The 26,799-nt window shown below is 69.7% G+C and carries 20 protein-coding genes; 14 read left to right on the top strand and 6 right to left on the bottom strand.

Annotated features, from left to right (window positions below; all coding sequences use genetic code 11):
* Nucleotides 1–64: 64 nt before the first annotated feature.
* Nucleotides 65–1,855, bottom strand: coding sequence for an ABC transporter ATP-binding protein (locus FDN03_RS08945; protein ID WP_138176079.1), 1,791 nt, complete (start codon nt 1,853–1,855; stop codon nt 65–67).
* Nucleotides 1,852–3,693 (bottom strand): ABC transporter ATP-binding protein, encoded by a 1,842-nt coding sequence (locus FDN03_RS08940; RefSeq protein WP_171021186.1) that lies wholly within the window; start codon nt 3,691–3,693, stop codon nt 1,852–1,854. The genes FDN03_RS08945 and FDN03_RS08940 overlap by 4 nt, the downstream gene beginning before the upstream one ends.
* A gap of 40 nt (nt 3,694–3,733) precedes the next feature.
* Between FDN03_RS08940 and FDN03_RS08935 the strand changes: the two genes are divergently transcribed.
* Together FDN03_RS08935 and FDN03_RS08930 are read left to right on the top strand one after the other, a co-directional pair.
* Nucleotides 3,734–4,738 (top strand): acyl-CoA thioesterase, encoded by a 1,005-nt coding sequence (locus tag FDN03_RS08935; RefSeq protein ID WP_138176075.1) that lies wholly within the window; start codon nt 3,734–3,736, stop codon nt 4,736–4,738.
* Entirely contained in the window at nt 4,735–5,409 is a 675-nt protein-coding gene (locus FDN03_RS08930; protein ID WP_249354453.1) for a phosphoribosylanthranilate isomerase, read from the top strand. The genes FDN03_RS08935 and FDN03_RS08930 overlap by 4 nt, the downstream gene beginning before the upstream one ends.
* A 42-nt stretch (nt 5,410–5,451) precedes the next feature.
* On the opposite strand, the gene FDN03_RS08925 is transcribed toward FDN03_RS08930, so the two are convergent.
* The gene (locus tag FDN03_RS08925; protein ID WP_054822066.1) at nt 5,452–6,003 is read right to left on the bottom strand and encodes a thioesterase family protein; all 552 of its coding nucleotides are present in this window, start codon (nt 6,001–6,003) and stop codon (nt 5,452–5,454) included.
* 150 nt (nt 6,004–6,153) lie between these two features.
* Between FDN03_RS08925 and FDN03_RS08920 the strand changes: the two genes are divergently transcribed.
* From FDN03_RS08920 to FDN03_RS08895, 6 genes are all read left to right on the top strand, one after another.
* The gene (locus FDN03_RS08920; protein WP_171021185.1) at nt 6,154–7,602 is read left to right on the top strand and encodes a histidine kinase; all 1,449 of its coding nucleotides are present in this window, start codon (nt 6,154–6,156) and stop codon (nt 7,600–7,602) included.
* Nucleotides 7,603–7,611: 9 nt separating this feature from the next.
* Nucleotides 7,612–8,328 (top strand): response regulator transcription factor, encoded by a 717-nt coding sequence (locus FDN03_RS08915; protein WP_138176071.1) that lies wholly within the window; start codon nt 7,612–7,614, stop codon nt 8,326–8,328.
* Between the two features lie 102 nt (nt 8,329–8,430).
* Nucleotides 8,431–9,312: an ATP-binding cassette domain-containing protein gene (locus FDN03_RS08910; protein WP_138176069.1), complete on the top strand. Its 882-nt coding sequence runs from the start codon at nt 8,431–8,433 to the stop codon at nt 9,310–9,312.
* Complete coding sequence (locus tag FDN03_RS08905) at nt 9,309–10,475, top strand: ABC transporter permease (protein ID WP_138176067.1); 1,167 nt, start codon at nt 9,309–9,311, stop codon at nt 10,473–10,475. The genes FDN03_RS08910 and FDN03_RS08905 overlap by 4 nt, the downstream gene beginning before the upstream one ends.
* Nucleotides 10,476–10,606: 131 nt before the next feature.
* Entirely contained in the window at nt 10,607–11,209 is a 603-nt protein-coding gene (locus FDN03_RS08900) for a hypothetical protein (RefSeq protein ID WP_138176065.1), read from the top strand.
* 41 nt (nt 11,210–11,250) lie between these two features.
* A complete protein-coding gene (locus FDN03_RS08895; protein ID WP_138176063.1) occupies nt 11,251–12,852 on the top strand; it encodes an HNH endonuclease signature motif containing protein in 1,602 nt (533 codons plus the stop codon).
* Between the two features lie 150 nt (nt 12,853–13,002).
* On the opposite strand, the gene FDN03_RS08890 is transcribed toward FDN03_RS08895, so the two are convergent.
* Entirely contained in the window at nt 13,003–16,494 is a 3,492-nt protein-coding gene (locus FDN03_RS08890; protein ID WP_249354464.1) for a proline dehydrogenase family protein, read from the bottom strand.
* 288 nt (nt 16,495–16,782) lie between these two features.
* Between FDN03_RS08890 and FDN03_RS08885 the strand changes: the two genes are divergently transcribed.
* From FDN03_RS08885 to FDN03_RS08860, 6 genes are all read left to right on the top strand, one after another.
* Nucleotides 16,783–17,745 carry a LysR substrate-binding domain-containing protein gene (locus tag FDN03_RS08885; RefSeq protein WP_138176059.1) on the top strand — a complete coding sequence of 321 codons (963 nt, stop codon included), beginning with the start codon at nt 16,783–16,785 and terminating at the stop codon, nt 17,743–17,745.
* 144 nt (nt 17,746–17,889) lie between these two features.
* The gene (gene putP / locus FDN03_RS08880) at nt 17,890–19,395 is read left to right on the top strand and encodes a sodium/proline symporter PutP (protein WP_138176057.1); all 1,506 of its coding nucleotides are present in this window, start codon (nt 17,890–17,892) and stop codon (nt 19,393–19,395) included.
* Nucleotides 19,396–19,543: 148 nt separating this feature from the next.
* On the top strand, nt 19,544–21,031 hold the full coding sequence (locus FDN03_RS08875; RefSeq protein WP_249354451.1) for an NAD-dependent epimerase/dehydratase family protein: 1,488 nt from the start codon (nt 19,544–19,546) through the stop codon (nt 21,029–21,031).
* A 334-nt stretch (nt 21,032–21,365) separates the two neighbouring features.
* Nucleotides 21,366–23,000 carry a biotin carboxylase gene (locus FDN03_RS08870; protein WP_249354450.1) on the top strand — a complete coding sequence of 545 codons (1,635 nt, stop codon included), beginning with the start codon at nt 21,366–21,368 and terminating at the stop codon, nt 22,998–23,000.
* Between the two features lie 113 nt (nt 23,001–23,113).
* Complete coding sequence (locus FDN03_RS08865; protein ID WP_249354448.1) at nt 23,114–24,289, top strand: serine hydrolase; 1,176 nt, start codon at nt 23,114–23,116, stop codon at nt 24,287–24,289.
* A gap of 225 nt (nt 24,290–24,514) precedes the next feature.
* Nucleotides 24,515–24,937, top strand: a complete 423-nt coding sequence (locus FDN03_RS08860) for a DoxX family protein (protein WP_138176053.1) — start codon at nt 24,515–24,517, stop codon at nt 24,935–24,937.
* 93 nt (nt 24,938–25,030) lie between these two features.
* Here FDN03_RS08860 and FDN03_RS08855 read toward each other — a convergent pair whose 3' ends face one another.
* Together FDN03_RS08855 and FDN03_RS08850 are read right to left on the bottom strand one after the other, a co-directional pair.
* On the bottom strand, nt 25,031–25,882 hold the full coding sequence (locus FDN03_RS08855; protein ID WP_249354446.1) for a Cof-type HAD-IIB family hydrolase: 852 nt from the start codon (nt 25,880–25,882) through the stop codon (nt 25,031–25,033).
* Nucleotides 25,883–25,906: 24 nt separating this feature from the next.
* Nucleotides 25,907–26,692: a tyrosine-protein phosphatase gene (locus tag FDN03_RS08850; RefSeq protein WP_138176051.1), complete on the bottom strand. Its 786-nt coding sequence runs from the start codon at nt 26,690–26,692 to the stop codon at nt 25,907–25,909.
* Nucleotides 26,693–26,799: the final 107 nt, after the last annotated feature.

Here is a 26,799-nt window from a genome sequence, read left to right as displayed (position 1 = left end):
CCCCACTGGGTTGGTGCCCGAAAGTGGCTCTTCCCAGTGATCTGGCAGTTCCCAGCTTCGGGGTTTACGCCCCGTCCTCGATGCTGGTCAGTTCGCGCCGACGCATCCTGGCGAAGAGCGAGTCGGGGCGGTCCAGCAGGGCGGCGGCGCTGCCCCGCTCGATGACTTCCCCGTCGGCGAGCACGATCACTTCGGCGAAATCCTGCAGCACACCGAGCTTGTGGCTGATCATCAGCAGCCCCATGCCCGCATCCACGCGGCGTGCCAGGGCCTGCATCACCAGGGTTTCGGTGTGCGTGTCCAGTGCGCTGGTGGCCTCGTCGAGGATCAGGAACTGCGGTTCACGCAGCAGCGCCCGGGCCAGCACCAGACGCTGGCGCTGCCCGCCGGAGATCCGCGATCCGCGCTCCCCCAGCCGGGTGTCAAGCCCATCACGCTGGGCGGCGAGCCACTGGCCGAGCCCCAGCTCCTGCAGCACGCCGGCCAGCGTCGCATCGGTCATCCCGGTGCGTCCCAGGGTGAGGTTTTCGCGCAGGGTCCCGCGCACCAGCGAGTCGTCCTGCGCCACCAGCACCAGCGCGGTGCGCAGGTCGCTCAGGGTCAGCTCGTCGATCGGCACCCCGTCCAGGAGCACGGTGCCGTGCGAGTCGACGGCGCGCAGCAGCGCGGCGGCCAGCGTGGATTTGCCCGACCCGGATTCGCCCACCAACGCCACCCGTTCCCCGCGGCCCAGTTCCAGGTCCAGTGCGCGCAGCACGGTGCGGCCCTGGCGCTGGACGCTCAGGTCCTGCACCTGCAGTCCGTCACCCGCGGCGCCCAGGGCGCGGGCGGCGCCCGGTTCGGCCACCGGCGGTTCGGCCAGGTGGTTGGCGTACAGGGTGCGGATGCTGTGCAGCGATTCCTGCAGCGAGCCGACGAACCCCTCCACACCGCGCACCGCCTCAAAGGAGGGGACGGTGAGCACCAGCAGCAGGATCAGTTCCCCGCCCGGCACCCGGCCGAGCCCGGCGACCCCCACACCCAGCACGGCCAGCCACGGCACCACCGCGACCGCGCTGGCCCGCAGCCCGCGCACCCAGGAGGCCCGGCGCATCCCGCCGGGCAGCCGGCCGGCGCGCCCCAGCCGGTCGGTCATCGCCGCCTGCGCGTGCAGGCTGAACACCGCTTCGGCCCCGGAAAGCGTGTCGCCGATGGCGCGGGAGGTGCGGGCCCGGGCCGCGGCTTCGGCTCCCGCCGCGCGGCGCAGGCTGCCCAGCCCGAGCCACGGAACCAGCAGCCCCAGCACCAGGTAGCCGCCGAGCAGGATCAGACCGCTGGGCCCGTCCACCCCGAAGCCGACCAGCGCGGCGACCAGCGCGCTGGTCACCAGCGCGGCCACGGCCGGGGGCAGGGTGTGGGCGAAGAAGACCTCCACCCGGTCGATGTCGCGCACCGCCCGCTGCAGCATGCTGCCGCTGTGCGCGCCGGAGGCGAACGGGGCCTGGCGTTCATAGTCCGCGTAGACCTGGGTGCGCAGCCGGGCCAGCGCCAGGAACGCGACCTTGTGCCCCACGTACTGCTCCGCGTAGCGCAGCACCCCCTTGGCCAGGGCCAGGGCGATCAGCCAGCCGGCCAGCACCCCGTAGCCGGCCGCGGACCCGGGCAGCGCCAGCGCCAGCCCGCTGGCCCGGATGAGGCCGAGTCCGGCCACATAGTAGATGGCCAGGGCCACCAGCCGGGTCAGGCAGGCCAGCACGCTGGCCAGCAGCAGCGGGGCGACGATGTCCCGCGTGCTGGCCAGGATCCAGCGCACCGCGCCGGCCGTGGCGTGCGGGCGCTGCCCACGGGCGGGGGCCTGGTGGTGTTCGGTGCTCATCGTGCCCCTTTCGCTTCCCCGGCCCGCTGCCGGTACTGGCCCATCACCCGGTACAGGTAGCCGCCGGTGTCCTGCATCAAATCCTCACGCCGCCCGGCCTGCACCACCTGCCCGTCGTGCATCACCACCACCCGGTCATAGTCCGCCAGCAGGGAAAGCCGGTGGGTCACCGTGATCACGGTGCGCCCCTGCCCGGCGGTGCGCAGCAGCTGCAGCACCTGCTGTTCGGTGTGCACGTCCAGGGCGCTGGTCGGCTCATCGAGCAGCAGCACCGGACGCTCGGCCAGCAGGGCGCGGGCGATCGCCAGGCGCTGGCCCTGCCCGCCGGAGAGCCGCGCCCCGGCCTCCCCCAGCTGCAGATCCAGGCCCTCGTCCAGCGCGTCAAACCAGGGCCCGAGTCCCACCTGGCGCAGCAGCCGCACCAGCTGTTCGTCCTCGGCGCGCGGGTCGGCCAGGAGCAGGTTCTCGCGCAGGCTCATCGCAAACAGCGCCGCCTGCTGCTCAACCACCGCGGTGTTTAGCCGCAGCGTGGCCGGGCCCAGCGCCTGGCGGGCATCATGCACGATGCCGGCGGTGGTCTCCAGCTGCCCGCTCAACACCCGCAGCAATGTGGACTTGCCGCTGCCCGACGCGCCGATCACCGCGGTGCGTGAACCGGGCGGGAAGCTGAGGTTCACGGCGCGGATCGCCTGCGGGTTCCGCTCATACCCGGCGGCCAGGTCCTGCAGCTGCAGCCCGCTGGCGGCCAGGTCCACCGGCACCGGCTGCAGCATCGCCGGGTGCGCCGGTTCGGCCAGCGCCTCGGCGATCTTCTCCTGCGCCGCCCGCCCGGTCATGCCGATGTAGAAGAAGCTGCCCACGTAGTTCACCGGGGCCAGCATCAGGAAGCTGAGCAGCACCAGCGCGGTGCCCTGCCCGGGGCTGAGCACCCCGGTGCCCACCCGCCACCAGGCCAGGCCCGCCGCCGCGGCCAGCAGCAGCAGGGCGAAACTCGCGTCGATCACCAGCAGCAGCAGCTGGTTGCGCGCCAGCAGGCGCATCACCTGCACCCGCACCGCCTCCGCCGCGGCGGCGACCTTCGCCCCCATCCACAAGCTGGCGTTGTTCAGCTTCAGCATCCCCAGGTTGCGCAGCGCATCCATGAACACGGCCGCCAAAATCCCCTGCGAACGCCGGTACTGGCCGGAGGAGGCCCGGAACAGCCGACCGAACCCGAACACCAGCAGCGGCACCAACAGCAACAGCACCCCCAGGACCGCGGCGCACAGCGGGTCCAGGGCGAGCGCCACAAAACTAAGCACCACGAACGGGGTGATCACCGCCGCCAGCGCCGGCCCGGTGAACCCGGCCCGGAAGCGCACCTTGCGGTCCACCGCGTCCATCGCCGTGTTCACCCGCTCCCCCTGCCCGAGCCGGCGCAGCCCCAGCGGCCCGATCGCCAGGTAGTGCTCCAGCAGCTGGCGCCGGGTGCCCTCCAGCATCCGCTCGCTGGCCCGGTCGATGACCACCGGCACCAGCAGGGTTCCGGCCGCCGCCAGCACCAGCGCGGTTCCGGCCATCATGAACCAGGACCCGGGCAGCGCCGGCGCCGCGGCCCCGCCGTCCGGGGCGTCCAACGCCGCGTCCACCGCCGCGCCCAGCAGCACGGCCAGCCAGGCCGTGGCCGCGCCGGAAAGCACCGAAAGCCCCACCACGATCCCGGTGGGTGAAGAAGTTCCCGCCAAATCCTTACGCACCCTCCCATCGTAGGCCGTCACGCCAGCGTCCCCGGGCCGGGCGCCGCGGCGGTCCAGCAGCCGGGCGCCGCGGCGGTCCAGCAGCCGGGCGCCGCGCGTCATCCAATTGCGCCCGCGCGCGACGGTACACCACACTTGGAGCATGGAAACCACCGGCGAAGCACCCCGCCCCCACCAGATCACCCTGCGCTTCCTGGCCGCGCCCATGGATGTGGGCCTGTCCGGCACCGTCGAGGCCGGCACCGTGCTGGAGTGGGTGGACAAGGCCGCGTACGCCGCGGCCGTGGGCTGGGCCGCCAGCTACTGCGTCACCGCGTACGTGGGCAACATCCACTTCTCCGACCCGGTGGGCAGCGGGGATTTGGTGGAGGTCACCGCCAGCATCGTCTACACCGGCACCTCCTCCATGCACGTGCACACCGAGGTCTCCTTCCGCGACCCGCGCGGCGAGCGCACCGGCACCTCCACCACCTGCCTGGTGATCTTCGTGGCCGTGGACGAGCACGGCAAGCCGCGCCCGGTGCCCAGCTTCACCCCGCGCACCGAGCTGCAGACCCGGCGCCGGGACGACGCGCTGGCCCGGATCGGGATCCGCGACGCCATCGTGGAGGAAATGAAGGGCCAAAGCTACACGCAGGCCGGCACCGCCGAACGCATTACGCTGCGCTTCCTGGCCGAGCCGACGGACGTGAACTGGGGCGGGAAGGTGCACGGCGGGATCGTGATGAAGTGGATCGACACCGCCGCGGCGCTGTGCGCCTCGCGGTACTGCGGGCAGGACACCGTCGCGGTGTTCTCCGGCGGGATCCGCTTCTACCGGCCGCTACGCATCGGGGACCTGGTGGAGGTCGAGGCCCGCCTGGTCTACACCGGGGTGAAGGGCATGCACATTGCGGTGCACGTGCGCTCCGGGGATCCCAAGGGCGGGCAGCTGAACCTGACCACCTACTGCCTGACGGTGATGGTGGCGCGCGACGCGACCGGAACCGCGGTGCCGGTGACCCCCTGGGTGCCGCGCTCCGCGGAGGACCGGGCGCTGTGGGAGCACGCCCGCACCCTGGTGCGCATCCGCGCCAACTCCCCCGGCGGCTACCGCCCGGGGCACCTGGAGCAGTCCGTGCCGGTGGGACGGCAGGCCACCCGGTGAGCGCGCCCAACGAAACCCCGGCGGTGCCCGGCCCCTGGGTGAAGATCTGCGGGTTGTCCACCGCCGCCGATGTGGCGGTGGCCATCGAGCACGGGGCCGCGGCGCTGGGCTTTGTGCTCACCGATTCGCCGCGGCGCATCAGCCCGCAGCGGGCGGCCGAACTGGTGGCCGCGGTGCCCGAATCGGTGGCCAGCGTGGCGGTGGTGCGCCACGAGGACGTGGACACCGCCATCGACCGGGCGCGGGCGGCCGGGGTGGGGTGGATCCAGCTGCATGGGCAGCGCACCGCCGCCGAGGTGCGCCAGGTGCGCTCCGCCGGCTTCCAGGTGATCCGCGCGGTGCGGATGGATGACCCGCCGCAGGTGTTCGAGGACTGGGGCGAGCAGCTGCTGCTGATCGACGCCGCCGTGCCCGGCAGCGGTGCGGCGTGGGACTACTCGCTGGTGCGCGAGGCCGCGGCCGGGCGGCGCTGGCTGGTGGCCGGGGGCCTGGATCCGCGCAACGTGGCCGCGGCGCTGGCCGCCTCCGGGGCGGCGGGGGCCGATGTCTCCTCCGGGGTGGAGTCCTCCCGCGGGGTCAAGGACCCGCAGCTGATCGCCCGCTTCCTGCACGCCGCCCACGGCCGGCACGACGCCGGCGCCCCCGCCGCGGACTCACCGAACGGGGCCTGATCCGGCTCCGGCCCGCCGGGCGGCCAGATGATCCGCGCCGGCTTAGCCCACCCAGCTGTGCGGGGCCGGGCGGCGGGCCGAGGGCAGGGAGCTGTCCTCACGCCACTGGGTGATCCAGGCCGGGACCTGCCGGTCATCGGGCATGCTCACCCCGGCGGCGGCGAAGATCTGCTCATTGGGCACCGGACCGGACTTGGAGACCAGTCGGGTGGCGATGTAGCCGCGGGCATAGATCTCCCCGTCGACCACGATGCGCTGTTCAAAGTAGATGCACTTCTCATCGGCGCCCAGCACCTGGGTCTCCTGGGTGAACTTCACCCCGAGCTTCACCGACTTGCGGAAGGTGATCATCTCCGCCTGCACCACCGGGGTCCACTTGTTCCGGCGCAGCGCCGCCCACATCCCGGAGCGGAACATCAAATCAAAGCGGCCCAGGTCGAAGATCGAGAAGTACATGCCGTTGTTGATGTGCCCGGCGAAGTCGATGTCGGTCAGGGTGGCGCGCATCGGCACGCTGCCGGCATCCAGCATGCTCAGCTTCGGTCGGCGACGGCTGCTGAACAGCAGGATGAGGATACGGAAGATCATGTGCATACCGTCACATTACCGCCGGGTAACAATATCTTCCACCCCCGCCACCGCCGGGCACGACCTTTGGCGTAATCCTCCCGGCGCATCCGCCCCCGCCCGGACACCGGGTAAAGTGCGAAGCACCCCCGCCGGATGCTGCCCCAGGAGAAGGCCATGGCCCGACTCGCCGATTACGTGCACCGCCTGCTGCCCTCCCTGCCCCCGGCCGAATGGGAACGCCCGGCCCCCGTGCCGGCCTCCCTGCGCCGCGATGTGTGGGCCGGCTTGGGGTTCCTGGTGCTGGCGCTGTTCATGCAGGAACTGGTCCAGTCCCTCAGCGAACGCGAGGACGCGGTCAGCCGCACCATCGCCTACCTGGTCATCGCCGGACTGGTGGCGCCCCTGCTGGTGCGCCGGCGCTGGCCGATCCTCGTCATGCTCAGTTCCTCGGCCGTGTTCATGCTCGCCGGGGTCGGGGACGGCGCGATCGTGGCCATGCAGCTGTGCGCCCAGCTGGCCTACTTCCTGGCGATCTATACGGCCGTCGCCTGGGCCCGCAACCGCCGCGCGCTGTGGACCGCGCTGGCCGTGGTGCTGCTGGCCATGGCGCTGTGGCTCGTGCTCTCCTTCTTCACCTCCGACCTGGTCACCGCCACCGGCCGGACCCTGGTCGAGGACCCCGCCGGGGCGTTCGACCCGCTGGGGGCACTGCCGCTGTACACCTTCCTGATCAACCTGCTCTACTTCGGCGGGGCCATCTTCCTGGGGCTGATCAGCTGGTCCAACGCCTACGCAAACCAGGTGGTCGGCGAACAGGCGGCCCGCATCGCCGCGCAGGCCGAGGAACTGGCCGCCCGGGCGGTCAGCGAGGAACGGCTGCGCATCGCCCGGGAACTGCACGACGTCATCGCCCACCACATCTCCTCGGTGGGAGTGCAGGCCTCCGCGGCCCGGCTGGTGCAGGACCGCGACCCGCAGCGCGCCACCGAGCTGCTGCGCGGCATCGAATCCTCCGCCCGCAGCGCCGTGAGCGAAACCCGCGCCCTGCTGGGGGTGCTGCGCGACCCGGCCCACCACACCCAGGCCCAGGCCCAGAGCCCGGAACTGGGCGATACCCGCCACCCCGAACCCTCCCTAGGGCAGCTGGAGAAGCTGATCACCCACAACGCCGGGCTGGGGCTGCAGGTGCAGCTGAGCGTCGCCGAACACCGCCCGGGCTTCCTTGCCACGCTGCCCCAGGGCCTGTCCCTGGCCCTGTACCGAATCAGCAGCGAGGCCCTGTCCAACGTGCGCCAGCACTCCACCGCCCGCACCGCCCGGCTCAGCCTGCGTTCGGGCCGCGACGCGCACGGTGACTGGGTGGAAACCGAAACCACCGATGCGGGCACCGCGCGCCCGGGCACCGCCGGATCCGGGTTTGGGCTGCGCGGCATCCGGGAACGGGCCGGCCTGCACCACGGGCAGGTGGAGATCGGGCCGCGCGCCGAACGTGGCTGGCGCACCCGCGCCCGGCTTCGGGTCCAGGCCCCCGCCGATCCGGCGACCGGCGCGGCCGCTGCCCCCGGTGCGGTGCCCGGCGGCGGACCCGTCACGGATCCGGGCGCCGGCCCGGCGCGGCAGTAGGCTGAAGGCATGCCTGCTATCCGCGTGGTGATCGCCGATGACCAGCCCCTGATCGTCTCCAGCCTGCAGCTGATCCTGGAAACCGACCCGGGGATCAGCGTGGTGGGCACCGCCGGCACCGGGCGCCAGGCGATCAACACCGCCACCGCCCTGGACCCGGACGTGGTGCTCATGGACATCCAGATGCCAGAACTCGACGGGATCGCCGCCACCGCCCAGCTGGCCGGCCAGACCGGCGCCAAGATCATCGTGCTGACCACCTTCAACCGCGACGACTACCTGTTCGACGCACTGCAGGCCGGCGCCAGCGGGTTCCTGCTGAAGAACGCCGAACCGGAAATGCTCATCCACGCGGTGCACCAGGTCGCGGCCGGGCACGGGCTGCTGGCCCCGGAGGTCACGCTGAAGCTGATCCGCCACCGGCTGCATCCCGCCGCCCACCCCGAACCGGTCCCGCCCAACGGCGCCGGCGCGCACCCCGCCGACGGCGGCACCGCCGCGTCCTGCCCGGCGGCGGAGCAGGCGGTGCTGCAGCGGCTGACCGAACGCGAAACCCAGGTGCTGCGCGCCCTGGCCGGCGGGCAGAACAACCAGGAGATCGCCGCCCAGCTCGGGCTGAGCGAGGCGACGGTGAAAACCCACCTGTCCAACCTGCTGGCCAAGGCCGGGCTGCGCGACCGGGTCCAAGCGGTGCTCTTCGCCCACCGCGCCGGCCTCATCCAATAGTTTCATCCCTGCGCGTGAGCCGTGCCGGCCAAAGCCCACCTAGGCTGGAGGGCAGAACCCCCACCCCGCCCGCACGGCGCGGAACCCAGCCAAGGAGCCCACGTGCTTGAACTGCAAAACATCAGCCGGTCCTTCGCCGAGCACCAGGTGCTGCACGATGTCAGCTTCCAGGTGCCCGCCGGGTCCCTGACCGGCTTCGTCGGCGCGAACGGGGCCGGGAAGACCACCACGATGCGCATCATCATGGGGCTGCTGGCCGCCCACCACGGCACGGTCCGGCTCAACGGCGGCGATCTGGGCGCAGGCACCCGCCGCGGCTTTGGCTACATGCCCGAGGAGCGCGGCCTCTACCCGAAGCAGCCGGTCATCGACCAGCTGGTCTACCTCGGCTCCCTGCACGGCCTGGCCCGCTCCACCGCCCGGCAGCGGGCCATGGAACTGCTGGAACGCTTCGGCCTGGCCGAACGGGCCCGGGCCAAGCTCGAATCCCTGTCCCTGGGCAACCAGCAGCGCGTGCAGGTCACCGCCGCGCTGCTGCACGAACCGCAGGTGCTGGTGCTCGACGAACCGTTCAGCGGCCTGGACCCGCTGGCGGTGGACGCGATGAGCTCCATCCTGCGCGACTACGCCAACCGCGGGGTGCCGATCCTGTTCTCCAGCCATCAGCTGGACCTGCTGGAAAACCTCGTCGACCACCTGGTCATCATCCAGGACGGGCGCATCCTGGCCAACGACGCGGCCGGGGCCCTGCGCCGGCGCCACACCGACAAGCACCGGCTGGTGCTGGAGCACGACGCCGGCTGGCTGCGCGAGCACCCCGGGGTCACCGCCCTGGATGTTTCCGGGCCCGAGGCGCTGGTCAGCTTCGCCGACCCCCAGCTGGCCCAGCAGGTGCTCGCCGAGGCGATGCGCCGCGGCGCCGTCCACGAATTCGCCACCCACCGCCCCACCCTGGCCGACATCTACCGGGAGATCATCCGATGAGCACCACCCCCGCCTGGCTGACCGTGACCCTGCGCGAAGTCGAGACCAAGGTCCGCGACAAGGCGTTCATCATCTCCACCCTGATCACGGTCGGGCTGATCGTCGGCTCCATCGCGCTCTCCGGGTTCCTGGCCAACCGCACCAGCACCTACACGGTGGCCGGCGCCGACCAGCCCAGCCTGCAGGTGCTGGAGCACGCCCAGCAGACCCAGCCGCAGGACGTGGACCTCTCGGTGCAGAACCTGCCCGACGACCAGGCCCGCCAACAGGTGGAGGCCGGCACCCTGGACGCGGTGCTGCACTCCACCGGCCCCGGGAAGTTCACGCTCACCGGTGGCGAAGAGGTGCCCGCCAAGCTGCGCAGCCTGCTGGACACCTCCGTCGAGCAGGTGCTGACCGCCGAGCTGCTCAGCAGTGCCGGCATCGATCCGGGGCAGCTGCCGGCGGACACGGCGCTGAGCGTCACCCTGCTGCAGGGGGACGCCGAACGCAACTCGATGATCCAGGCCATGGCGTTCATCTTCTCCTTCCTGTTCTACATGGCCGCACTGATCTTCGGGATGCCGATCGCCAACTCCGTGATCGAGGAGAAGCAGAACCGGGTGGTGGAGATCCTGGCCAGCACGATCCGGCTGCGCGAACTGCTGGCCGGGAAGATCATCGGCAACGTCATCCTGGCCCTGGGCCAGCTGCTGTTGTTCCTCGGGGTGGGGCTGCTGGCCGCCTGGCTGGCCCCCATCGAGATCCCGTTCCTGGGCGTCGTCTTCCAGGTGGCGACCTGGTTCGTCGTGTTCTTCCTGGCCGGGTTCCTGGTGCTGGCCGGATGCTGGGCCGCGCTGGGTGCCCTGGCCACCCGCACCGAGGACCTGCAACAGTCCTCCGGGCCGGTGGTCACGGTGCTGATCGGCATCCTGTTCATCGGCCTCTACGCCAAGGGCACGGTGCTGGTGATCGCCTCCTACGTGCCGATCGTCTCCTCCGTGGCCATGCCCATCAGGCTGCTGACCGGGCAGGTGCCCTGGTTCGAGCCGGTGCTCTCACTGCTGGTGGCGCTCGCGTTCTGCTGGGTGGTGCTGGTGTTCGCGGAGAGGATCTACCGCCGCGCGGTGATGCACACCGGCGGGGCGCTGACCCTGCGCAAGGCGCTGAAGCTCGAGGAGTAGCCCGTCCCGGGCAGGGCCAAACCCAACGCCTGCACCCAACGCCTGCACCCAGCACCGGCACAGCCACGGGCGCTAGGCTGTTCGGTGGAGAATTTCCCGATCCCGCCCAGAACCCAAGGAGCCGACGGCCCGTGAGCCCTACCACCCGACGCGTGGACCTGCCCGCCAAGCACATCCTGATCTGGCTGGTGCTGCTGGCCGGGCTGATCGCCAACAGCATGCTCAGCCTGGTTCACCTCTCCTTCGGCGGCAGCGGCCTGCTGGTGGTGAGCCTGTGGGCGGTGCGCCTGGTCGTGCTCGGCACCTGCTGGCTGCTGCCGGCCCCACGCACCGCCAAGGCCTGGGGGCTCGGGTTGATCCTGGGGTTCCTGGTGCTCGACGCGCTGCTCAAGGCTCCGGTGCTTGGCCACATCGAATACGGGGACTGGTTCCTGGCCCGCGCCTTCGACCTGACCGGGCAGTACGCCGGCTACCTGGGCTTCTGCGGGTTCCTCTTCCCGCTGCTGCTGCTCACCGGCTGGTTCATCTTCCGCACCCGCCAACTGGCCGGCTGGCTGACCGGGTTCGCCGCCAGCCTGCTGCTGAGCTGGGCGATGCTGGCGGCCAGCAACTCCGAACAGGCCACCACCACGCTCTTCGTGCTGCTCGGGGTTGCCCGCTACGTGCTGCCGGCCTGGTTGGCGGCCGCCGCCGACGCGGTGGCCGCGCGCCGCGGGTTATCCACAAAACCCTAGCCCCCACCGGCGCCCGCTGGCCGGCGGGGCACACTGGGGACATGACCACCACGGAACTGGCCGCGAGCCTGAACGGGATGCAGCGGGTGCTGGCACAAGCCACCGGCAACGCCTCCCCGGTGGTGCCCGAAAACGACGGGACGCTGCTGCGTTCCCTGCTCACCCACGGCCGCCAGCTGCTCAGCTCCCTGCGGGAGGCGCTGGCCGCCACCACGGATCCCCGGCTGGCCCTGGAGCTGGCCACCGCGGCCCGGGAACTGCAAAATGAGGCCACGCGCATGTCCCTTACCGCCGCCGACCGGCTCGCGGCCACCAACGCCCACCTGCTGGATCCGGCCGAATACGAACAGCTGCGCACCACCCCCGCGGACACGACCCGCCCGGCCCGCCAGTGCAAGGGCCGGGCATCGTTCAAGAACACCGCCGAACTGCTGGCCGCCTGGCTGCGCATCCCCTACTCCCAGGCCAACAAGATGGTGCTGGACGCCGCCGACCTCATCGCCCGCCGCGACCCGTCGGGCAACCAGCTGCCCCCGCGCTTCAGCCACCTGGGCCAGCTGTTCAACGACCCCGGCCAGGACCCGCAGCAAGTGCGGGAAACCAGCGGCAAGCTCTCCCGCCACGAACCGAAGGACACCAGTTTCGAGGGTGCCAGCAGCGCCCCGACGCTGACCCACGAGGACGGGCGCAGCATCGAGGAACACGCCGCCGAGGTCCTGCGCCGGGGGCACACCCCACGGGAAACCGACCAGCTGGTGCGCACGCTGATCGGCCGCGCCGCCGCGAACCCGCAGAACAGCTCCCCCGCTGCCCTGCGCCGCGGCCTGTTCCGGCTGCCCACGAACAACCCGTTGGTGCGCGAATACCTGCTGCGCGTCTCCATCCTGGAGGCCGAACGGCTTGAATCGGCGATCGCCCAGGCCAACAACCCGCGCACCAATGCCGGGCAGGCGGCCCGCAGCACCGAGCGTCAGCTCGACGAACAGCAGGCGAACGCCGGGGCAGCTGACCGTCCGGACTTCCTGCCCGACGACGTGGATGACTCGGCCCGTTGGGAACCGGCGGCCCCGGGGCTGGAACCCACCCCACCGGAACGGGCGCTGAACGCGATCATGGACCTGCTCACCAGTTCCCCCACCGGCACCGGGCAACGCAAGACGATCCGCCCCGAAGCGGTCGTCTACCTGCAGCTGCAGGACCTGCGCGATCTGGCCTCGGCCCACGCGCAAACGGCCCACGGGCTGGACCTTCCGCCAGGAGAACTCAGGCGGCTGCTGTGCCAGGCCAACATCATTTCGGCCGTGCTGGGCGCCAAGAGCGAACTGCTGGACTACGGGCGAACCCAACGCCTGGTTCCGCTCTCGCTGCAGCGCGCGGTGTTGGCCCGGGACCGATGTTGCCTGGTGCCCGGGTGCACCGCGCCACCCTCCCAACTGCAGTTCCACCACATCAAACCGTGGTACCTCGGTGGGAAAACGGAGCTGGCCAATATCGGGCCGTTCTGCGACTCCGACCACCACGCGGTGGACAGCGGGCAGATCGAGGTGGTGGTGATCGACGGGCTGCCCTACGTGATCATGCCCAAGCACATCGATCCGGAACAAAAGCCGCAGCGCAACACCTACTGGAACCCGAACCCGTAGCCTCCCAGTGCCCGACGCGGCGGCGCTACGCCCTGGGTAGGCCAACGGCGCCGGGCCCAGTTTCCCTCAGGAAGCTGGGCCCGGCGCCGTGGCGGCTGACGCGGCCGGAGCCGGTCACACCGGATATTCAGTTAGCGCGCAAACCGCGGACTAGATGACACCGTCGCTTAGGGTGTTCGGGGTACCGAAACGGTGCGCGGTGATCGACACGGCCTGCTCGTGCAGGAACGGCAGCAGCTCAACGCGTCCGGCGGAGGTCACCGGCGAGGCGTAGATGGCCACATCCGGCTTGCCGTCGGTGGCCTCGGCGACCTCGGCCAGCGACCCGCCGATCAGGCGGATACGGGCGGCCGAGTCCGGGCCGGTCTTCCCGGCAAGGGCGGCGGCTCGCTGGGCGAAGGCCGCAGCGTCTTCGATGACCACGACCACGGAGTGCTCGGCCAGCAGTTCACGCACCCGGCGCGGCAGCTCCACCGCGCTGGAGAACGTCACGCGCGAGCCGGCGGTGACACCGGCGGCGACCACGCGCAGGGCCTCGGCGATGCCGTGGCCGCTGGTTTCGTTCTCATAGCGCACGGTCACATCCAGCGCACGGTAGCGCAGCAGGTTGCGTTCGGCCTGCAGGCCGGAGCGGTCCTTGGCCACGTTGAATTCGGTGGCCCACCAGTGCTGGTCGCTGCCCAGGGCGTCTTCCAGCCAGCTCGCGTCGGCGGCTTCCAGGTCGGCGGCCTGCAGCAGGCGCTGCCCGAAGCTGGACAGCGGCGCCTTCTGGCTGACCGGGGCGTCGCTCCAGGTGCCCATCCCGATCAGGTAGTTCGGGCCGCCGGCCTTGGTGCCGGCACCAATCGCGGACTTCTTCCAGCCGCCGAAGGGCTGGCGCTGCACGATCGCACCGGTGATGCCGCGGTTGACGTACAGGTTGCCGGCCTGGATGTTTTCCAGCCAGTAGGCCAGTTCATCGGCGTCCAGCGAGTGCAGCCCGCTGGTCAGCCCGTAGTCGATCTCGTTGACCATGGCCACGGCTTCTTCCAGGGTTTCGGCGGTCATCACGCCGAGGATCGGGCCGAAGTACTCGGTCAGGTGGTATTCGCTGCCGCGCTTGACCCCGTAGCGCACGCCCGGGGAGTACAGCTTGCCCGAATCATCGAGCTCCTTGGGCTCCAAGGCCCAGCGCTCGCCCTCGCCCAGGGTGCTCAGCCCGCGCATCAGCTTCTCGCCGGGCTTGTCGATCACCGGGCCCATCTGGGATTCCGGGTTCCACGGGTAGCCGACGGTCAGCGACTTCACCGCGTCGACCAGCTGGCTGTTGAAGCGGCGGGATTCGGCGACCGAACCGACCAGGATCACCAGCGAGGAGGCCGAGCACTTCTGCCCGGCGTGCCCGAAGGCCGACTGCACGACGTCGCGCGCGGCCAGGTCCAGGTCGGCGTGCGGGGTGACGATGATGGCGTTCTTCCCGGAGGTTTCGGCCAGCAGCGGCAGGTCCTTGCGGAAGGAGCGGAACAGTTCGGCGGTCTCGTAGCCGCCGGTGAGGATCAGGCGGTCCACGCGCGGGTCGCTGACCAGTTCACGGCCCAGGTCGCGCTCGGCCAGGAACACCAGCTGCAGCACGTCCTTGGGCACCCCGGCATCCCACAGCGCCTGCACCATGGTGGCGCCGATGCGGGCGGCCTGGCTGGCCGGCTTGATGATGACCGCCGAGCCGGAGGCCAGCGCGGAGAGGGTCGAGCCGGCGGGGATCGCCATCGGGAAGTTCCACGGCGGGGTCACCACGGTCAGCTTCGAGGGGGTGTAGCTCGCCCCGTCGACGTTCTCCAGCTCCAGGCCGCGCTGGGCGTAGTAGTGAGCGAAGTCGATCGCCTCGGAGACTTCCGGGTCGCCCTGGTCCAGGGTCTTGCCGCATTCGGAGCCCATGACCTCCAGCATCAGCCCGCGGCGCTCCTCGAAGAGCGCGCCAGCGCGGTGCAGGATCTCGGCGCGCTTGGCGGCGCCCATGGCCTGCCAGTCGGCGGCGGCGTCCACGCCCATGGCGATGGCCTCATCCAGTTCGGCGGAGGACTTCAGCGTGTTGGCCTTCACCGCGTCGGCGCCGACGGTGGAGTCCTTCATGCGTTCCAGGATGCCGCGCGCCCATTCGCGGTTCGCGGGCAAATCCGGGTCGGAGTCGGGGGTGTTGAAGAAGTCGCGGTCCCCGCTGATCAACCCGTCGACGGCGCTGGCCAGGGCCGGGTCGGCCTCCTGGCGGTTCTGCACCCGGTGCGGGCCCGGGACGGTGTCGCCCATGGCGTGCAGCGAGGCCAGGAAGCGCTGCTTCTCGCGCTCAAACAGTTCGCGGCTGGAATCCAGTTCGAAGACCGCGGACATGAAGTTTTCCTGGCTGGCGCCTTCCTCCAGGCGGCGGATCAGGTAGGCGATGGCCACGTCGAATTCCGCGGGGTGCACCACCGGCGTGTAGAGCAGCAGCTTGCCCACGTCGCGGCGCACCGCTTCGGCCTGGCCGGTGGCCATGCCCAGCAGCATCTCGAATTCGATGCCCTCGGTGACCCCGCGGGCCTTGGCCAGCAGCCAGGCCAGGGCGATGTCGAACAGGTTGTGCCCGGCGATGCCGATCTGCACATTGCCGATGTGGTCCGGGCGCAGCGCGTACTCCAGCACCTGCTTGTAGCTGGTGTCCGAGTCCTGCTTGCTGTGCCAGGTGGCCAGCGGCCAGCCGTGCAGGTCCGCCTCCATGGTTTCCATCGGCAGGTTCGCGCCCTTGACCACGCGCACCTTGATCGGGGCCCCGCCCTCGGCGACGCGGGCGGCGGCAAATTCCTGCAGACCGATCATCGCGCCCAGCGCGTCGGGCAGGTAGGCCTGCAGCACGATGCCGGTGCGCAGGTCCTTGAATTCCTCGCGGGAGAGCAGCTTGGTGTAGACCGCGATGGTCAGCTCCAGGTCCTTGTACTCTTCCATGTCCAGGTTGATGAACTTCTTCGGTGAGGCGTTGTTGGCCTGGCGGTAGAGCGGCACCAGCTTCTCGACGATGTTCTCCACCGCTTCGTCGAAGGCCCAGTGGTTGTGCGGGGCGACGGTCGAGGAGACCTTGATCGAGACGTAGTCCACGTCATCGCGGGCCAGCAGCTTCTCGGTGCCGGAAATGCGGCGGGCGGCTTCGCCCTCACCCAGGATGTATTCGCCGAGCAGGTTGACGTTCAGGTCCACCCCTTCGCGGCGGATCTTGGAGATCGACTTGCCCAGCTTCGCATCGGAGGCGTCGATGATCAGGTGCCCGACCATTTCGCGCAGCACGCGCCGGGCGATCGGCACCACGATGCCGGGCATGATCGGGGCCATGGTCCCACCCAGGGCGACGGCCTTGCGCATGTACCAGGGCAGGAAGGAGGGCACCTTGGGGGCCAGCATCTTCAGGTTCGCGGCGGCCACCTTCAAGTCCTCGGGGCGGATGACCCCGTCGACGAATCCGACGGTGAAGTCCAGGCCGTTGGGGTCCTTCAGCACGCCGGCCAGGCGCGCGGCGGCGGCGTCGGCCGGGATTTCGGAGGCCTGCTGCAGCCAGCTCTTGACCAGTTCGATGGCCTCGTCGGCCAGTTCGGTTGGCTGGACGAGGGCGCTGCCGTCGGCGGCCTGCGCCGGGGGAATGTTCTTGGGGATGTGGCTAGTGACTGACACGTTGCGCCTTTCCTAATGCTTCATCTGATTGGACCGGAGCACCAACGCATCTTTCGTTCTGGGACCGGCCGGGGACGGGTGGGTTCCGATGCGGCGTCTTGCTGCGAAAAAGCTGTGTGCACTAAGAGTATGGCCCTTAAATCAGTTCAGGAAAAGTGAACAAAACTAAACTATTCCATTCGGTTTTCCCAAGGTATCGTTGGGGGTGCCAAAACCCCGGTTTTTCCCGGGTTCCCTAGGGCGAAAGGTACGAGGAACATGCTGGAAATGCGCCGCCTGCGCCTGCTGCGCGAACTGAGCCTGCGCGGCACGATCGCGGAGGTTGCCTACGAGCTGAGCTACTCCCCCTCATCGGTTTCCCAGCAGCTGAGCCTGCTGGAGGCGGAGGCCGGGGTGAAGCTGCTGCAGCGCAACGGGCGCACCCTGAGCCTCACACCCCAGGCACAGGTGCTGGTCGCGCACACCGAGCAGCTGCTGGACTCGATGGAACGGGCCGAGGCGGACCTGTCCGCGACCCTGTCCACCGTCTCGGGCACGGTGCGCCTGGCCGTGTTCCAGACCGCGATGCTGGCGATCCTGCCCGGGGCGCTGGGCCAGCTGCGCCAGCAGCACCCGCACCTGCGCGTGGAGATGAGCCAGCAGGAGCCCGAACGCGCCCTGCATGAGACCGCGGCGCGCAACTTTGACCTGGTGGTCGCCGAACAGTACCCGGGGCACGCGGCCCGCCACTTTGAGAACCTGGACCGGCGCACGCTCACCCACGACGCGCTGCGCCTGGCGCTGCCGGCCACCGACCCCACCGAGGTCTCGGAGTTCGATCGGGTCATCCGCATCGAGGACGCCGCCCACCTGCCCTGGGTCATGGAGCCGGTGGGCGCCGCCAGCCGGCACTGGGCCGAACAGGCCTGCCGGACGGCCGGGTTCGAACCCGACGTGCGCTACGAGACCGCTGACCTGCAGGCGCATGTGCAGCTGGTGGAGTCGGGCAACGCGGTGGCGCTGCTGCCGGATCTGGTGTGGGCCCAGCGTCGGCGGGGGCTGCGCATCGCCGATTTGCCCGGGGCGCCGGTGCGCACCGTGTTCACCGCGATGCGTCATTCCTCCGAGCGCAACCCGGCGATCCTGGCGGTGCGCGAATGCCTGCACGACCAGGCGCAGTCGCTGCCCTCCCCGCACGCCGCGGAGCGGAACGCCGAAGTGGTGACCCCAGCCACAGACTAGGTCACGAAATGGTAACGACGCGGGTTTTCGTGAGCGACAAATCACTCAAAGGATGCCATAGTGGTTTTCCGCACCCGGTGACCGTGCGCCCCATTCGTTCATGGGGGAACCACCCCGCACGGGAGCACTAGCAATGAGGGAATCATGTCCGACCATACATTCCAGATGATCGCGATCGTCTTCTATATGTGCGTGATGCTCGGTATCGGCTACTTCGCCTACCGTCGCACCAGCAACATCGACGATTACATGCTCGCCGACCGCGGGCTCAAACCCTGGGTGGCCGCGCTGTCCGCGGGGGCCTCCGACATGTCCGGCTGGCTGCTGATGGGCCTGCCCGGCGCCATCTACGTCACCGGCCTGCACGAAGCATGGATCGCCATCGGCCTGACCATCGGCGCGTGGCTGAACTGGAAGTTCGTCGCCCCGCGACTGCGCTCCTACACGCAGATCGCGCAGAACGCCATCACCATCCCCAGCTTCTTCGAAAAGCGCCTGAAGGACCGCAAGCACCTGCTGCGCATCGCCTCGGCGCTGATCATCCTGGTGTTCTTCACCTTCTACGTCTCCTCGGGCATGGTCGCCGCCGGCAAGTTCTTCCAGGCCTCCTTCGGGTGGCCATACCTGAACGGCATGCTGTTCGTCGCGGCCATCACCCTGCTCTACACCCTGTTCGGCGGGTTCCTCGGCGCCTCGCTGACCGACGTCGCCCAGGGCGTGCTGATGTTCGCCGCGCTCATCGCGGTGCCGATCGTGGCGGTCTTCCGCAGCGGGGACATCTCCACGCTGGGCAGCCGGATCACCGAGGCCAACCCGCAGGCGTTCAACCTGTTCTCCTCCTTCGATGAAACCAGCTGGATCCTGGCCCTGGTGGCCATCATCTCCACCGCCGCCTGGGGCCTGGGCTACTTTGGCCAGCCGCACATCATCGTGCGCTTCATGGCGCTGCGTACCCCGGGCGAGGCCAAGGTGGCCCGCCGCATCGGCATCGGCTGGATGTTCCTGACCGCGCTGGGCGCCATCTGCACCGCGCTGATCGGCGTGGCGTACTTCGCCGACGAGCCGCTGAGCACCGCCGACAGCGAAACCGTGTTCCTGCTGCTCTCGCAGATCTTCTTCCACCCGCTGATCGCCGGGCTGGTGCTGGCCGCGGTGCTGGCGGCCATCATGTCCACCATGTCCTCGCAGATGATCGTGTGCTCCTCGGCGCTGGTGGAGGACCTGTACAACCTGATGGGCCGCAAGGGCAGCCCCAAGTCGCTGGTGCTGCTGGGCCGGCTGGGCGTGCTCGCCGTGGCGGTCATCGCCGCACTGCTGGCGCTGAACCCGGATTCCTCGATCCTGGAACTGGTGGCGTTCGCCTGGGCCGGGTTCGGCGGCGCGTTCGGCCCGATCATCCTGCTCAGCCTCTACTGGCGCAAGCTGACCGCCGTCGGCGCCTTTGCCGGCATGGTCAGCGGCGCGGTCGTGGTCTTCGTGTGGGGCAACATCGCGGCCCTGAGCGGTGTGATGTACGAAATCGTGCCCGGCTTCCTGGTCAACCTGCTGGTGGCCTGGCTGGTGTCGCGTTCCACCTACCGTCCGAACGAGACCATCGAGTCCGAGTTCACCGCCATGGAGGACGAGGTCGGGGCCAAGGCCCGCGCCTAAGCCTCCCGCCCGCGGCCTGCCGTCTGCGCCCCGCTACGCCCCACCGGCGTGGCGGGGCGCAACCCGTTAATCACCCAGCGCCCACGGCCCGGCCAGCGGCCACGCACCTGGACGCGAATGCTGTGCAGCGGCGCACGCCGTGCCTACGATGGAGACACGATCCCTGCCCGGTGCCCCGGCCGGACGGGGCAGGACCGAACCCGAAGGACTGATGACCCTGGCCTCGCTGAAGCACACGCTGACCTCCTGGCAGCGCACCGAATCCCGTTTCCTCTCCGCCAACCCGGACGCGATCTTCGCCGTGGTGGGCAATCTGAAGCAGACCGGGCAGTGGATGAAGAGTTTCGACGGGTTCCTGGTGCACGACGACCAGCGCGGGGTGGGCAGCACCGTGGACCTGTTGCCCCCGGGCCGCCTGCTGGGCGCCCTGCACCGCGAGACCGCCCCTTCCGGGTCCATCACCCGGCGCAACCAGGCCCAGCGCCTGGTCGAATTCACCCAGCCGCAGCCCGGCGGCTCCCTGGCGCTGCGCTGGGCGGTGGAGGCGGTCCAGGGCGGGGCCCGGCTGCACTTCACCGTGGAGCTGACCGGCCCGGGCACCACCGCGTTCAAGCACACGGTCGCCAATCCCCTGTTCGACGATTTCGACATCAGCTGCGCGCGCCTCTACCGGCTGATCCCGCACCAGGGCCGGTATCGGGTGCGCCGCCACGTGGTGATCGCCGGCGGCCGCGGCTATCTGGGCCGGAGGCTGACCGCGGATCTGGTGTGCCGCGGCAACTCGGTGGTGGTGCTCACCCGCACCCAGGAACCGGATTTTCCGGCCGCCCAATTCCTCTGGGACGGCAAGCACCAGGGTCCGTGGCGGGCGGCGTTCCTGCGCGAGAACTACCCGGTGAGCCTGGTCAACCTGGCCGGTGAGCTGGTGGACCAGCGCAACACCCCGGCTTCCCTTGACCGGTTGCGCAGCTCCCGCGTGGATTCCACCCGAGCCCTGGCCGATGCGGTGGCCCGCCTTGGCGTTCCGGTGCAGACCTGGGTGCAGTCCAGCACCACTGCGATCTTTGGCGACGCCGGCGAGGCCCGGCTCACCGAATCCAGTGCGCTGCCCACCGGCAGCGCCGCGCTGCCGGAGATGACCGGGGTCGCCCGCCCCTGGGAGGAGGCGTTCGCCCAGGCCCCGGTGCGGGCCGAGCACAATTACGTACTGCGCACCTCACTGGTTTTCGGCGAGCAGGCGCCGCTGCTGCGCCGGCTGCTGTTGCTGGTGCGTTCCGGGCTCGGCGGCCCGGTGGGTACCGGGGCCCAGTGGGTCAGCTGGATCGCACTGGCGGACTGGCTGAAGCTGGTCCGCCAGCTGCTGGGCATCGAAGGCGAGCGCCCGGCGGAGGGCATCGTGCATGCCGCGGCCCCGCACCCGGTGCGCAACGAGGAGATGATGCGGGCGCTGCGCGCCAAGTACTCCATGCCCGGTATCGGGGCCCCGGCCCGCCTGGTGCAGGCCGGGGCGAACCTGCTGGGCAGCAATCCGCGCATGGCGCTGACCGGACGCCACGTCACCAGCAGCGTGCTGGAGGAGCTGGGTTTCCAGTTCGACGAGCCCACTTTCGACCAGATGCTGCAGCGGCTGCCGTAGCGCGCGTCCGCCCCACATTGGTGCTGGGGTACTGGCGGGCAAGGCGCCCACATGGCAAGGTAGTCTTCACGAGGCACAGATCACATTGGATGCCCGTGCTGGATCGGTCTTCGGACTGGTTCAGCACGGGCATTTTTCGTTCCGGCAGGGCCCGGGGCGGTGCCTGGAAAATTGCATAGCGCTGGAAGTTCATCATGATTTCACATCCAGGCACGCGCCCGATTACGTCGGCGGTGTCACATGGATGTGACATAAATTGATTTTCAACGCCTGTTGACACAAGCTCTTGTCTACACGAGATTTCGATCACACCAAGACTACGAGAACCTGAACAGTGGGGGACCTGATGATGGGCAAGGATGTAGCCGCACCTGAAATTCGCCGCAAGCAGCGGATGCCGAAACCGAGCGATATCGCCCGCTGGCGGGCCACCCCTCCCAGCGAGGACGTGCCCACGGCCAACGTGGGCACCGACGCCGCCTACACCACCGAGATTGCCGAGGACAGCGAAGCGCGGATCGTGAAGTTCACCCGGCCGCTGAAGAACATGAGCGAGGTGCGCCATTTCTTCCGGACCAACGAAACCCCGATCTACTTCGTGGGTGCCACCCCCTTCAATCTGCTCGGGCTGGACCGCTGGGTGCGCCGCTTCAGCTACATCTCCTACTACGACGGCTGGGACGGGGCCCATCCCCGGGTCTTCTCCCCCACCGAGAAGCCGTACATCGAATTCGAAAGCGGCGAGGCGATCAACAACTGGCTGCTGCAGAACCCGGAGGTGCGCGAGCACATCGATTCCCGGCGCCCGGCCAGCGGCGAGCGCCCGAAGATCGCCATGGTGTTCTTCGATGAGGAAACCGAGCAGATCTGCGAGGAGCTGGGCTACGACCTGATCCTGCCGCCGGCGGAACTGCGCACCCACCTGGACTCCAAGATCGTCACCACGGAGCTGGGCAACAAGGCCGGGGCCGCCTCGGTGCCCAACGTGCTGGGCTATGCGACGAACTATGCGGATCTGCTGGAACTGGCGCGCAGCAACCGGCTGGGCACCGACCTGGTGGTGCAGACCCCCTACGGGGACTCGGGCAAGACCACGTTCTTCATCGCCGAGGAAGCGGACTGGGACAAGAACGCGGCGAACATGATCGGCGAGCAGCTGAAGGTCATGAAGCGGATCAACAACGTGCCGGTGGCCGTGGAGGCGGTGCTCACCCGCTGCGGCACCGTCGTCGGCCCGTTCCTGACCGAACTGGCCGGCTACGACGAGCTGACCCCCTACAAGGGCGGCTGGTGCGGCAACGAGATGCACCCCGACGTGCTCACCGCCTCCCAGCGGGCGCGGGCCATCGAGCTGGTGCGCAAGGTGGGCAGCGGGCTGCAGGACAAGGGCTACCGCGGCTTCTTCGAGGTCGACGTGCTGGTGGACACGGACAGCGACGAGGTGTACCTGGGTGAGCTGAACCCCCGCATCTCCGGGGCCAGCGCCATCACGAACGTGACCGCAGGGGCCTACGCGGACGTACCGCTGTTCCTCTTCCACCTGCTGGAGTTCCTGGACGTCGACTTCGAGCTGGACGTCGACGAGATCAACGAGCGCTGGGAGGCGCTGAGCGGGGCCGATATCTGGAGCCACATGATCATCAAGGAAACCGATGACATTGTGGAGTACCTCACCCACGCCCCACGCACCGGGCAGTACGTGCTGGACTCCTCCGGCAAGCTGCAGTACGTGCGCGCCGCGCTGGACTGGCACCAGCTGCAGCATCACAAGGAGGCGTTCTTCCTGCGCATCTACGGGGCGGAGGACTACCGCTGGAAGGGCGCTGATCTGGGGGTACTGGTCACCAAGGCGAAACTGCAGTACGAGGGGCGCAAGGGCACCAGGCTGAGCATCGACGCCAAGCACTTCATCTCCTCGGTGCGTTCGCTCTACAAGGGCATCCCGGTGCCCCCGGCGGCCGCCGAATAGCCGCGCTTGCCCGGCGTCCGGCGGCTGGCGGTGGTATCCTCCGATGGATTGCAACTGACCACCGGGGAAAGGACAATGGGCGCCCGATGACACCTGCCAAGCCGAACCGGACCGTGACGGTCGAGAATTGGCAGCACCCGGAAAACCTGGCGTGGAGCTTCCAGAACCTCTCCGAAGTCCTGCCCACCGCCAGGGTCAGCCGCGGCGGTGAGCCGATCGCCAAGCTGCACCTGGTGCCGATGGACCTGGGCCGCATCGAGCTGCTGAAAAACAACGAGAACGAGCCGTCGCTGACCGTGCGCAGCGTCATCCAGGCCACCAACACCGACGGCTGGCTGGTGATGCACCAGGGCAAGATGCTGGTTGAGGAATACTCCGGGTCGATGACTTCGGTGACCGACCACCTGCTGATGAGCGTGAGCAAGACCCTGGTGGGCACCGTGGCCGGGATCCTGTGCGGGCAGGGCAAGCTGCAGGTCGACCGGCCGGTCACCGACTATGTCCCGCAGCTGGAGGCCAGCGGCTATGCCGGGGCCACCGTGCGCCACCTGCTGGACATGCGCTCGGGCATCAAATTCTCCGAGGAGTACCTGGACCACCAGGCCGAGGTGCGCCTGCTGGAGCAGGCGATCGGCTGGGCAGTGCGCGATGAGCAGAACCAGAACCCGGCCCACGGCATGTACGAATACCTGGCCAGCCTGCAGGCCAAGGCGCCGCACGGCGGCCCGTTCGAGTACCGTTCCTGCGAAACCGACGTGCTGGGCTGGGTGTGTGAGGCCGCCGGCGGGCAGCCGATGCAGCAGCTGTTGTCCGACCTGGTGTGGTCGCGCATCGGCGCGCAGCAGGACCTGGTGATGGGCACCGACCAGCTGGGCACCGGGATGTTCGACGGCGGGTTCAACGCGACCCTGCGCGACCTGGCCCGCTTCGGGCAGATCTACGTCAACGGCGGGACCGCGCTGAACGGCAACAAGGTGCTGGACGAGGCCTGGATCCAGGACACGTTCACCGGGGCGGCGGACTCCCGGCAGGCCTTTGAGGACTCCCCGGGCGATAACCGGATGCCCGGTGGGATGTACCGCAACCAGATCTGGTTCCCGTACCCCGGCTCCGACGTCGCCCTGGCCCTGGGGATCCACGGGCAGATGATCTACATGAACCCGAACACCGCCACCGTGGGGGTCAAGCTCTCCAGCTGGCCCTACCCGCAGGATCCGGGCAAGCTCTTCCCCACGATCCGGGCGTTCGACGCGATCGCGAACCACCTGGCGGCCAACCCTCCGCTGTAGGAGGCCCTGGTCCCCGCCCGCCTTGGTCTTTCCCGCCCCGGGCCCTTTCCGGGGTTAGCGCGCCGGCCCCGGCCTTTCACGGTCTTGCGTGCCCGCCCCGCTCCTTCGGGAGGTCTGCTTCTGGTCGAAGCACGGGAAGCGGCGCACCGCTGCCCGTTCCCCGGCCGTCGGCGGGGCCTGGCATAGGGTGGGTGGTGCCGCTACCCGCCACCCGAAGGAAGGCCGATGACCCGATCCACCCAGGCAGCCCTGTCCACCCTGGCCGCCACCGCGCTGCGCCTGGTGGTCGGCGCGGTGTTCATGATCCACGGCTGGCAGAAGTACCGTGAGGGCGTGCCGGCCACCGTGAAATGGCTGGAGACCGTGGCCGTGCCCTATCCGACCCTGGCCGCCCCGGTGCTGATCGGCGTGGAACTCCTGGGCGGGGCGCTGCTGGTGCTCGGGCTGGCGACCCGGTTCGTGTCGCTGCTGCTGCTGGCGGAAATGGTGGCCGCGTTTTTCCTGGTGCACCGGGAAGCCGGGTTCTTTGCCGCCGACGGCGGGTATGAGCTGGTGCTGCTCCTGGCCGTGGTGCTGGCCGGTTTCGCGCTGACCGGGGCCGGGCGGGCCGGCGTGGACCGCTTCATCGGCCGACGCCGCGGGTTCTAAAACCGCCGGCCCGGTAACCAGGGGTGCTAAAACCACCGGCTCCGGCCACAGGTTCTGCACCCCCCGCACGTGCGGTTCGATGCCGGCGCAGGTTCAGCGCACCTGGTGGCCCAGCAGCTGCGGCGCACCGGCCAAATAAGCCTGCAGCACCTGCAGCACCCCGTACTCGCTGTTCGGCGGAGCGGTGAACCGCGCCTCCTGCCGGATGGTGGGGTGTGCGTTGTGCATCGCGAAGGAATACGTCGCGGCCTGCAGCATCTGCAGGTCGTTGAGGTAGTCCCCGAACACCGCCGTCTGCTGCGGCCCGATGCCCAGGGATTCCTGCAGCCGGCGCACCGCAATGCCCTTGTGCACGCCCAGGTTCATCACATCCACCCAGTCCGGCCCGGAAATCACCACCTGCAGCTCCTGGCTGAGCGGTTCCAACACCTTGGCCACGGCCGCGGAATTCGCGGGGCTGTGGATGGCCAGCTTGATGGTGTCGTCGCGGACCTGCAGGAGATCGGGCACCGACTCGGTGCGCGCGTAATAGGGGGCGACCGCCCGCGCCACCCGTTCGGTGGGCTGCTGCAGGTAGCCCACCCGTCGCCCGCAGCGCACCACCGCCGCGTCCAGTTCCGGCCCGGCGTCCCGCAGCCGCCGAATCACGTGTTCCACCCGCTGCGGGTCGATCACGTTAGAGTAGACCTCGGTCTCCCCACGCATCACCACGGTGCCGTTCTCGGCGATGATCGTCAATTCCGGGCCCAGTGCGGCGAACTGCTCGGCCAGCCGGGCGTGCTGCCGGCCGCTGGCCGGGGCGAAGGTGATGCCGCGCCGGTGCAGCTGGTCGATCACCGCCCAGGCGGCCTGGGGGATGTTCCCCTCCGGATCCAGGAAGGTGCCGTCCATGTCCACCGCGACCAGTTTGATCTGCGCGGTGGGGTCAATCGCGTCGAAACGCAAGGTTCTCCTTTCCGCCCCGGCCACCTAGCTCAGCAGCCGTTCGCCCAACGCCTCCAGACGCTGGGGTGCCAGCCCTCCGGCCAGCAGGTAGTCGGCGGCGCTGCCGTGGCGTTCCTCCACCCGGCGCAGCGCCCTGTCCAGGCCGGGGACACTGGTCCCCACCATCATCTCCACCATTTTCTCATCCACCCGCACCCCGGCCTGGGTGATCTGCTCGCGCATCGACTCCAGCCAGGCCCCGGACAGGGCGGCGGTGGAGGCGGCGTAGTCCTCGAATACGGCGTCGCGTTCGGCGCCGACCGCCAACAGCAGCAGCGCCACCGCCACCCCGGTGCGGTCCTTGCCGGCCGTGCAGTGCACCAGGGTGGAGTGCCGGTTGCCGGCGACCTCGTCGGCGATCCGCGCCCACACCGGGGCGTGTTCCAGCACCAGGGGCAGGTAGAGCTCCTCCAGCGAGGGCAGCTGACCGCCCGGGGCGAACGCCCCCTCCAGCAGCGGCAGCCTGGTGCGCACCGCGGCGCCGGAGGTTTCCGGGAAGCCGTTGACCCGCCAGGCCTCAAAGTCGCTGCGCAGATCGAAGATGCGGGTGATGCCGGCCTGGGCGACCCACCCTGAGATCGCCTCATCCACATGGTGTGGTGCGGCGCTGCGGAAGAGCACCCCGGGGCGCACGGTGGCCGAGCCGGCCGCGATGCCCCCGACCTGGCGCACATTGGCCAGGCTGGCCGGGAACCGGGTTTGCGACGTGTCCGGCCCGGTGGCGGTGGGCGTGGGCCGCGCTGTCTGGCCGGCCTGCTCAAAAGTGTCCATCTGCTACCTCCTGCTCGTGCCGCAGTTCCCACGCTACCAAGTCCGGCGTCGCTTCCGGGGCCGCTGCTGCTCCCCCACGACCCGTTCCCGGCGCCGCCGCCACGACG

It is taken from the genome of Glutamicibacter sp. V16R2B1 (assembly GCF_005774635.1).
Lineage (GTDB): Bacteria > Actinomycetota > Actinomycetes > Actinomycetales > Micrococcaceae > Glutamicibacter > Glutamicibacter creatinolyticus.
This window is presented reverse-complemented; position numbering and strand designations above follow the sequence as displayed.

Coding starts and splice junctions, on each gene's coding strand:
- FDN03_RS08945 (WP_138176079.1), bottom strand. CDS start 1,855: ATGAGCACCGAACACCACCAGGCCCCCGCCCGTGGGCAGCGCCCGCAC.
- FDN03_RS08940 (WP_171021186.1), bottom strand. CDS start 3,693: ATGACGCGCGGCGCCCGGCTGCTGGACCGCCGCGGCGCCCGGCTGCTG.
- FDN03_RS08935 (WP_138176075.1), top strand. CDS start 3,734: ATGGAAACCACCGGCGAAGCACCCCGCCCCCACCAGATCACCCTGCGC.
- FDN03_RS08925 (WP_054822066.1), bottom strand. CDS start 6,003: ATGCACATGATCTTCCGTATCCTCATCCTGCTGTTCAGCAGCCGTCGC.
- FDN03_RS08920 (WP_171021185.1), top strand. CDS start 6,154: ATGGCCCGACTCGCCGATTACGTGCACCGCCTGCTGCCCTCCCTGCCC.
- FDN03_RS08915 (WP_138176071.1), top strand. CDS start 7,612: ATGCCTGCTATCCGCGTGGTGATCGCCGATGACCAGCCCCTGATCGTC.
- FDN03_RS08905 (WP_138176067.1), top strand. CDS start 9,309: ATGAGCACCACCCCCGCCTGGCTGACCGTGACCCTGCGCGAAGTCGAG.
- FDN03_RS08895 (WP_138176063.1), top strand. CDS start 11,251: ATGACCACCACGGAACTGGCCGCGAGCCTGAACGGGATGCAGCGGGTG.
- FDN03_RS08885 (WP_138176059.1), top strand. CDS start 16,783: ATGCTGGAAATGCGCCGCCTGCGCCTGCTGCGCGAACTGAGCCTGCGC.
- putP (WP_138176057.1), top strand. CDS start 17,890: ATGTCCGACCATACATTCCAGATGATCGCGATCGTCTTCTATATGTGC.
- FDN03_RS08875 (WP_249354451.1), top strand. CDS start 19,544: ATGGAGACACGATCCCTGCCCGGTGCCCCGGCCGGACGGGGCAGGACC.
- FDN03_RS08860 (WP_138176053.1), top strand. CDS start 24,515: ATGACCCGATCCACCCAGGCAGCCCTGTCCACCCTGGCCGCCACCGCG.
- FDN03_RS08850 (WP_138176051.1), bottom strand. CDS start 26,692: ATGGACACTTTTGAGCAGGCCGGCCAGACAGCGCGGCCCACGCCCACC.